The organism is Fusobacterium perfoetens, from assembly GCF_021531475.1.
Taxonomy (GTDB): domain Bacteria; phylum Fusobacteriota; class Fusobacteriia; order Fusobacteriales; family Fusobacteriaceae; genus Fusobacterium_B.
Genome location: NZ_JADYTX010000059.1, coordinates 1 through 8,179, shown reverse-complemented (window position 1 = coordinate 8,179; position 8,179 = coordinate 1). Strand labels below are relative to the sequence as shown.

6 protein-coding genes are annotated in these 8,179 nt (G+C 30.2%); 4 read left to right on the top strand and 2 right to left on the bottom strand.

All coding sequences use genetic code 11. The features are described 5' to 3' along the window. Positions 1 to 141 precede the first annotated feature (141 nt). Both galT and I6E15_RS09825 read right to left on the bottom strand, forming a co-directional pair. Positions 142 to 1,671, bottom strand: a complete 1,530-nt coding sequence (galT, locus tag I6E15_RS09830; RefSeq protein ID WP_235247600.1) for a UDP-glucose--hexose-1-phosphate uridylyltransferase — start codon at positions 1,669 to 1,671, stop codon at positions 142 to 144. Then, entirely contained in the window at positions 1,671 to 2,840 is a 1,170-nt protein-coding gene (locus tag I6E15_RS09825; protein ID WP_419180951.1) for a galactokinase, read from the bottom strand. Before I6E15_RS09825 ends, galT begins: the two co-directional genes overlap by 1 nt. A gap of 196 nt (positions 2,841 to 3,036) precedes the next feature. Between I6E15_RS09825 and I6E15_RS09820 the strand changes: the two genes are divergently transcribed. From I6E15_RS09820 to mglA, 4 genes are all read left to right on the top strand, one after another. Continuing rightward, positions 3,037 to 4,236, top strand: a complete 1,200-nt coding sequence (locus I6E15_RS09820; RefSeq protein ID WP_235247599.1) for an ROK family transcriptional regulator — start codon at positions 3,037 to 3,039, stop codon at positions 4,234 to 4,236. A 9-nt stretch (positions 4,237 to 4,245) separates the two neighbouring features. Beyond that, a complete protein-coding gene (locus I6E15_RS09815) occupies positions 4,246 to 5,295 on the top strand; it encodes an aldose epimerase family protein (protein ID WP_235247598.1) in 1,050 nt (349 codons plus the stop codon). A 115-nt stretch (positions 5,296 to 5,410) separates the two neighbouring features. After that, positions 5,411 to 6,427 carry a galactose/glucose ABC transporter substrate-binding protein MglB gene (mglB, locus tag I6E15_RS09810; RefSeq protein ID WP_235247597.1) on the top strand — a complete coding sequence of 339 codons (1,017 nt, stop codon included), beginning with the start codon at positions 5,411 to 5,413 and terminating at the stop codon, positions 6,425 to 6,427. A 160-nt stretch (positions 6,428 to 6,587) separates the two neighbouring features. Continuing rightward, positions 6,588 to 8,093, top strand: coding sequence for a galactose/methyl galactoside ABC transporter ATP-binding protein MglA (gene mglA, locus I6E15_RS09805; RefSeq protein ID WP_235247596.1), 1,506 nt, complete (start codon positions 6,588 to 6,590; stop codon positions 8,091 to 8,093). Positions 8,094 to 8,179: the final 86 nt, after the last annotated feature.

Genomic DNA, 8,179 nt, shown 5'->3' with positions numbered 1-8,179 from the left:
TCCTATGATATTAATTTTATCATAGAAAGCTATTAAAAGTTAGTATTATTTAATTTACAGAATCTTTTTCACAGGCTCTCTTTTTAAGATAAAAAATAAGGCTGTTAAAAATATAACAGCCCTAAATATTGTGTTAATTTTTTATAAAGAGTTTATAAATCTTCTAAATCCAGCTTTACCCTCTTTAGTTTGTTTATAAACACCTGCGTCTTCTAATACTTTAGAGAAAGTGATTCCAACTTCTTTTCTTAAGATTTCATCAACATTTTCTTTTGTTATATCAGAGTATTTAGCAAGTATTTTTTCACACCATTCAAGATGTTTTACTACTTTTTCATTTTCTTTGATTAAAGCTAAAGGATTTTCTTCGACCATTAGAGAACCTAAAATTCCTAATTCCTCTTTTAATCTTCCTGGTAAAACAGCAAGTCCCATTACTTCAATAAGTCCTATATTTTCTTTTTTGATGTTATGTAACTCTTTGTGTGGATGGAAGATTCCAAGTGGGAATTCTTCTGATGTACGGTTATTTCTTAGAACTAAATCTATTTCATAATCGTTTCCTTTTTTTCTAGCAATAGGAGTTATAGTGTTGTGAGGAGTGTCTTCTGTGAAAGCAAGTATATCACAAGCTGGATCAGAATATCCTCTCCATTTTGTAAGTATTTTATCTGATAACTCAACTAATCTTTCTTTAGAAGCTCCTCTAAGTCTTATAACTGACATTGGCCAGTGAACTTTTTCAACTGTTATATCTTCAAATCCAGATATTTTAAAAGTTTCTTCAGCACCAGCAAGTGCCATTGGGAAATCGTGACAACCACCTTGGAAATGGTCGTGAGTTAAGATAGAACCTCCAACTATTGGTAAGTCAGCATTAGAACCAACAAAGTAATGAGGGAATATTTCTACAAATTCTAAAACTCTTTCAAAACTACCTCTATCTATTTTCATAGGTCTGTGTTCTCCAGAGAACAATATACAATGTTCATTGTAATATACATATGGAGAGTATTGTAAGAACCAAGGTTGGTTAGTTAAAGTTAAAGGTATAATTCTATGATTTTGTCTTGCTGGGTGATTAATTCTTCCTTGGTATCCTTCATTTTCTTTACAAAGTAAACATTTAGGATAAGAAGATTGTGGAGCAAGTTTAGCTTTAGCTATATCTCTTGGATCTTTTTCTGGTTTAGAAAGGTTTATAGTTATTTCTAAATTTCCATACTCTGTATCAGAGAACCAGTGCATATTTTTTGCTATTCTATCAACTCTTATATAGTTAGAGTTTTGAGAAAATTCATAGTAATTATCAGTAGCTTTTTTAGGAGATTCTTCATATTCAGTAAAGAATTTTTTTATAACTTCACTTGGTCTAGGGATTAACTCTCCTATAACTTTAGTATCGAATAGATCTCTTTGATCAAAAGTATCTTCTAAGATTTCTTTAGAAACTGCCCAATCACAGATTCTATTTAAAACTTCATAAGATTTTTCTATTGGTAGATCTTTTACTTGATTTTCAGTTTCTTCAATATTATCATAAGAATCTAATCCAAGAACAGCTAAAAGTCTATTTCTAAAATAGATTTTATCTTCATCTTCTATCATATTATGATGTAAAGCAAAATTTAATAATTTTTCTATTTCAACATAAATATTTATTTCAGCCATTATAAATCACCTAATTTTCTAGAACCTTCACTAACGTTAGCTATATAGAAGTCAGCTTTAAGTCCAGTTTCTTTTGTATATCTTTCTCCAACATATTTGATGAAAGAATCTATTGAAGAATTTTTAACTAAAGAAACAGCACAACCACCAAATCCAGCTCCAGTCATTCTAGCACCGATAACTCCTTCTGCGTCCCAAGCAGCAGCAACTATTGAGTCAAGTTCTTTTCCAGTTACTTCGTAGTCGTCTCTTAAAGAAATATGAGATTCATTCATTAATTTTCCAAATTTAGCAATGTCATTTGCTTTTAAGCTTTCAACGCTTTCTAAAACTCTTACATTTTCAGATACAGCGTGTCTAACTCTTACTAAAGCTTCGTCAGATTTTATAAAGTGTTTTACTTTGTCAAATGCTTCCATATTTAAGTCACAGATATTTTTTATTTCTACTCCAGCATCTTGTAAATCTTTTAAAGCTGCCTCACAAGAAGCTCTTCTTTCGTTATATTTAGAATCAGCTAAACCTCTTCTTTTGTTTGTGTTCATAATAACGATTGATACATCTTCTAATTTAATAGGAACATATTTATAATCCAAAGTGTTGCAATCTAAAAGTATTGCTTGGTCTTCTTTTCCCATTCCAACAGCAAATTGATCCATTATTCCACAGCTAACACCGATGAATTGGTTTTCAGCCATTTGACCAATTTTAACAATCTCAACCATATCAACATCAAGTCCGTTTAAATCTCTAACCATTGTACCCATTAAAACTTCTAAAGAAGCAGATGAAGAAAGTCCAGCACCATTAGGAATATTTCCAAAGAAAAGAATATCAGCACCATTTTTTACTTCATATCCTTTTTTTATAAAAATATCAACGATCCCTTTACAATAATCAGCCCAAACATCAGCCTTTACAAGTTTATCTGTTGAAAATTCCACAACACCATCTTTCTCAAAGTTCATTGAATACATTCTAAAAATGTTGTCTTCTCTTTTAGAGCAGATAGCATATGTACCAAAACTTAGAGCACAAGGGAAAACAAATCCACCATTATAATCAATATGTTCTCCGATTAGATTAACTCTTCCTGGAGTGAAAAATAACTCTTTATTTTCCTTATCTCCAAAAACCTCAACAAATTTTTTTAACATTATTTCTTGAATTTCCATTTACCCCTCCTGCGATCTTTTGTACTTTTATTATACTTTAAGATTGAAAAAAAACAATTTTTTTTATAAAAAATATACCACACTTTTTAAATAAAATTAATAAAGTCTGTCGAAAAAAAAATAAATCCTTTGACAAATCGTAAAAAATGTATTAAATTTAATAATGATGAACATAGGAGATACAAAAATTATGAAAGAAAACATAAGAGAAGAGGAAATTTTAAAAATAGTTAAAGAATATGGAGAAGTTTCTCGTCTTGAACTTGCAGAAACTTTTGGATTGACTTCAGCTAGAATTTCAAAAGTAACTAAAAACTTACTTGAGAAAAAGATAATTATAGAAAAGTCTGTTGGAGAATCCAGTGGTGGAAGACCACCTGTTTATCTTTCTATTAATAATGAGAAATTTAAAGATATCTTAGGGATTAACTTAACATCAAATAGAATGTTATATATTACTCTAGGTAAAATCAATGGAGAGATTTTTAAGAAGAAAAAAATTGCTATTGATTTATTAAATAAAGATGAACAAGAGGATATCTTAAAAGTAGTAGATGATATTATTGGCAAGGAAATATCTCAAAATCCAAACATTGGAGCTTTATCTATAATAATTACAGGATCAGTTGATGAAGAAAAAGGTATCTCAGTTATGTCTCCTCACTACAGTTTGAAAACTCCAAAGGTAGTTGAGTATTTTGAAAGAAAATACAATCTTCCGGTTCTTTTAGAAAATGACGTAAGGGCGATGGTACTTGTAGAAAAACAGATTGGAAGTTGTAAGAATGTTAAAAATTTTGTTGTTTTCAATCTTGGAGAGGGAATAGGTAGTGCAAATTGTATTGATAAAAAAATTTACAAAGGGCATAACTCAATGGCTGGAGAAGCAGGACATATAGTTATCAATACAAATAGTATTAGAAAATGTTCTTGCGGTAAAAGAGGTTGTTTGGAGGCTGAGTCATCTGAGATGGCTATAATAAAAAAAATAACTTCTGAAATAAAAATAGGAAAGTACAGTATTTTAAAAGATATATTAAAAGAGAAAGAGTTTCTTACAATCAAAGATATACTTTACGGAGTAAAAAAAAGAGATTTTTTAGTAATTCAAGTTATGTCAGAAGCAATGGAGTATATAGCAAGGGGGCTTAATATTCTTATATCTGTTTTAGACCCAGAGAAAATCATACTTGTAGGAGAAATTTTTAGTAGTAAATTTTTAATGGATACTTTAAAGTTTGAGCTTAATAAGCTTTCTTTAGATGTTCACTCTTATGCAATAGAGCTTACAAAACTTGGAGAGGAATTGTATTTTTATTCTCCAATAGCAGTGGTCGTAGAAAATATATTTGAAAATAGAGATTTCACAGAAAAATATACAAGAGATTAGGTGGATAAAATGAGTTTAATAGAAAAAAAACAATTTGGTATCAGTAAAAATGGAGAAAAAGTTTATTCGTATATTTTAAAAAATGATTTTATCGAAGTAGAAATTTTAAACTTTGGTGGAACAATTAGAAGGATAATGACTCCAGATAAAAATGGAAAAATAGAAAATATAGTTTTAGGATTTGACAGTGTAGCTGAATATGAAAAACATATAGGAATTCATTTTGGAGCTATTGTTGGTAGAAATGCTGGAAGAATAAAAGATGGAGAATTAGTTATAAAAGGAACTAAATACCAATTAGAAAAAAATAATGGTGGAAATAATCTTCATGGATATCCAGATTTCTTTGCTGAAAAAGTATGGAATGGTGAAACTTTTGAAGATGGAGAAGATGTTGGTTTAATACTTACAAGAGTATCTCCTCATTTGGAAGCTAACTTCCCAGGAGAAGTGGAATTTACAGTTAAATATACATTGAGAGAAAATAAGCTTATAGTTGAATATGATGGAAAAGCTAGTGAAGATACATATATAAATTTAACTAACCATTCATATTTCAATCTAAGTGGAGATTTAAAAAGAAATATTGATAATCAAAAGATAATGCTTTGTTGTGATAGATATATAAAAGTAGATGAAAAAACTCTACCAGTTGAGATAACTGATGTTAAAGAAAGTATAATGGATTTAAGAAATGGAAAAAGATTTAAAGATATTTTTGAATCTGATGATGAACAAATAAAAATAGTTGGTAACGGAATAGACCACCCATTTATTTTTAATGAAGTTGGTGATAGTGTAAAAGCTAGACTTGAAGATGAAGAGAGTGGAAGAACTTTGGAAGTTAAGACAGACCAACCAGTTGGAGTTATTTATACAGGAAACTATGTTCACGAGGCGAAAATTTTATCAAATGGAGTGAAAGCCCAAGATCATTTAGGTGTCTGTATCGAGACTCAAGATTATCCAGATGTTTTAAAATTTTTACCTGAAAAAGGAAAAATTTATAATAAAATCAATGATTATAAGCAAAAAACGATTTTTATTTTCGGAAAATAACAAAAAAATATTAAAGATTAACAACTAAATTGCAAAAAAAGATGTCTAAACGTAAGTTAAGGATATTTTTTAAATAACTAACAAGGATAAAATTAAACTTAGGAGGTAATTTGTTATGAAAAAAACAGGATTATTATTAGGAGCTATAGTTTTAGCAGCAGGATTAGTAGGGTGTGGAGGAGACAAAAAAGCTGAAAAAGCAGAAGCACCTAAATTAAGAGTTGGATTAACAGCTTATAAATATGATGACAACTTCATCGCATTATTTAGAAAAGTTGTATCTGAAGAAGCTGGAAAGGTTGCTGACAAAGTTGATCTACAAATGAATGACTCTCAAAACAGCCAAACTACTCAAAACGAACAAATAGACGTTATGTTATCAAAAGGTGTAGACGCATTAGCAATAAACTTAGTTGACCCAGCAGCAGCAGAAGTTGTTGTAGGAAAAATCAAACCAGCTGACGTACCAGTAGTATTCTATAACAGAAGACCTTCAGACGCAGTTATGAACTCTTATGAAAAAGCTTACTATGTAGGAATTGACCCTAACGCTCAAGGAATCGCTCAAGGTGAATTAGTAGCTAAATTATGGAAAGAAAATCCAGCTCTTGACTTAAACAAAGACGGAGTTATCCAATATGTAATGCTTAAAGGAGAACCAGGACATCCAGACGCAGAAGCAAGAACAATTTATTCTATAAAAACTCTTAACGAAATGGGATTCAAAACTGAAGAATTACACTTAGATACAGCTATGTGGGATACAGCTCAAGCAAAAGATAAAATGGACGCTTGGTTATCAGGACCTAACGGAAACAAAATAGAAGTTGTAATTTGTAACAACGACGGAATGGCTTTAGGAGCTATCGAATCTCAAAAAGCATTTGGTAAAACTTTACCAGTATTTGGTGTAGACGCATTACCAGAAGCATTAGTTAAAATAGAAGCTGGAGAAATGGCTGGAACAGTTTTAAACGATGCTAAAGGACAAGGAAAAGGAACATTTGATATCGCAGTTAACTTAGCAGCAGGAAAAGATCCAGTAGAAGGAACAGGATTAACTCTTGAAAACAGAGTATTACTAGTACCAAGTATCGGAATCGACAAAGCAAACGTTGCTGAATACAAATAATAAGAATTGTTAAAAAATTTTTACTTGAGAGAGAGTGGAAATCACTCTCTCTTATCATAAAAATTTCATGTGTGGTGTGTGTATAATCAAGAGAATTTTTTAGTATTTTAAATTTAAGGGTAAAGTTTAAAATTTTAAAAAATTATTAGAAGGAGATAAGATGGAGAACGTAAAATATTTATTAGAAATGGAAAATATTTCTAAAGAGTTCCCTGGGGTAAAAGCCTTAGACGGAGTTACTCTGAAAGTTAGACCAAGTAGCGTTCACGCTCTTATGGGAGAAAATGGAGCTGGAAAATCAACTCTTATGAAATGCTTATTTGGAATCTATTCTAAAGATGGAGGAAAAATATCTTTAGATAGTAAAGAGATAAACTTTGTTTCTGCAAAAGATGCCCTAGAAAATGGAGTATCAATGGTTCACCAAGAATTAAACCAAGTTACTCAAAGAAACGTTTTAGATAATATTTGGCTAGGAAGATTCCCTATGAAAGGGTTATTTGTAGATGAGAAAAAAATGTATGAAGATACAGTAAAAATCTTCAAAGATTTGGATATAGAAGTTGACCCTAGAATGAAAGTAGCAGATCTTTCTGTATCACAAAGACAAATGATAGAGATAGCAAAAGCTGTTTCGTATAACTCAAAAATAATAGTAATGGACGAACCTACTTCTTCTTTAACAGAAAACGAAGTAGAACATTTATTTAGAATTATAAATAAATTAAGAGATCAAGGATGCGGAATAATTTATATCTCTCACAAAATGGAAGAAATTAAAAAAATATCTGATGATATTACAATAATGAGAGATGGTAAATGGGTTGCAACTGAGTCAGTAGCAAAATTAACAACAGATCAAATTATCAACATGATGGTTGGAAGAGATTTAACTAATCGTTTCCCACCAAAAATAAATACGGTTAAAGAGCCAATCTTGAAAGTAGAACATCTAACTGCTTTACACCAACCATCAGTAAATGACGCTTGTTTTGAACTACACAAAGGAGAAATCCTTGGAGTAGCAGGACTTGTTGGATCAAAAAGAACAGATATAGTAGAAACTATCTTTGGAGTAAGAGAAAAAGCTAGTGGAACTATTATATTAAATGGAAAGGAAGTAAAAAATAGAACTCCAAAAGAAGCTATTAAAAATGGTTTTGCATTAGTTACGGAAGAACGTAGAGCCACAGGAATATTTGGAATGCTTGACATAAAAGTAAACTCAATTATTTCTAACTTAGATGCTTATAAAAATAAAATGATGGGACTTTTAGATAACAAAAAAATGTGTGGTGATACAAAATGGGTTATCGAAAGTATGAGAGTTAAAACTCCATCACAAGAAACACAAATAGGAACTCTTTCAGGAGGAAACCAACAAAAAGTTATTTTAGGAAGATGTCTTCTTACTGAGCCAGATGTATTGATGCTTGACGAGCCAACAAGAGGTATTGACGTTGGAGCTAAATATGAAATCTATCAACTTATGATAGACTTGGCTAATAAAGATAAAGGAATAATAATGGTTTCATCAGAAATGCCAGAACTTTTAGGTATAACTGATAGAATATTAGTAATGAGTAACGGAAGAGTAGCTGGAATAGTTAATACTAAAGATACAACTCAAGAAGAAATTTTAACACTTTCAGCAAAATATTTATAAGAGAAAATAATTTAAGACTAACTATTAAATGTCAAGTCAAAAATAAAAAAATTAAATAAATTTGTTAATTTAAAAAAATGCATCAC

What these genes read in the sequence shown, in the direction of transcription:
- galT (WP_235247600.1), bottom strand. Translation starts at nt 1,671, where the DNA reads ATGGCTGAAATAAATATTTATGTTGAAATAGAAAAATTATTAAATTTT.
- I6E15_RS09820 (WP_235247599.1), top strand. Translation starts at nt 3,037, where the DNA reads ATGAAAGAAAACATAAGAGAAGAGGAAATTTTAAAAATAGTTAAAGAA.
- I6E15_RS09815 (WP_235247598.1), top strand. Translation starts at nt 4,246, where the DNA reads ATGAGTTTAATAGAAAAAAAACAATTTGGTATCAGTAAAAATGGAGAA.
- mglB (WP_235247597.1), top strand. Translation starts at nt 5,411, where the DNA reads ATGAAAAAAACAGGATTATTATTAGGAGCTATAGTTTTAGCAGCAGGA.
- mglA (WP_235247596.1), top strand. Translation starts at nt 6,588, where the DNA reads ATGGAGAACGTAAAATATTTATTAGAAATGGAAAATATTTCTAAAGAG.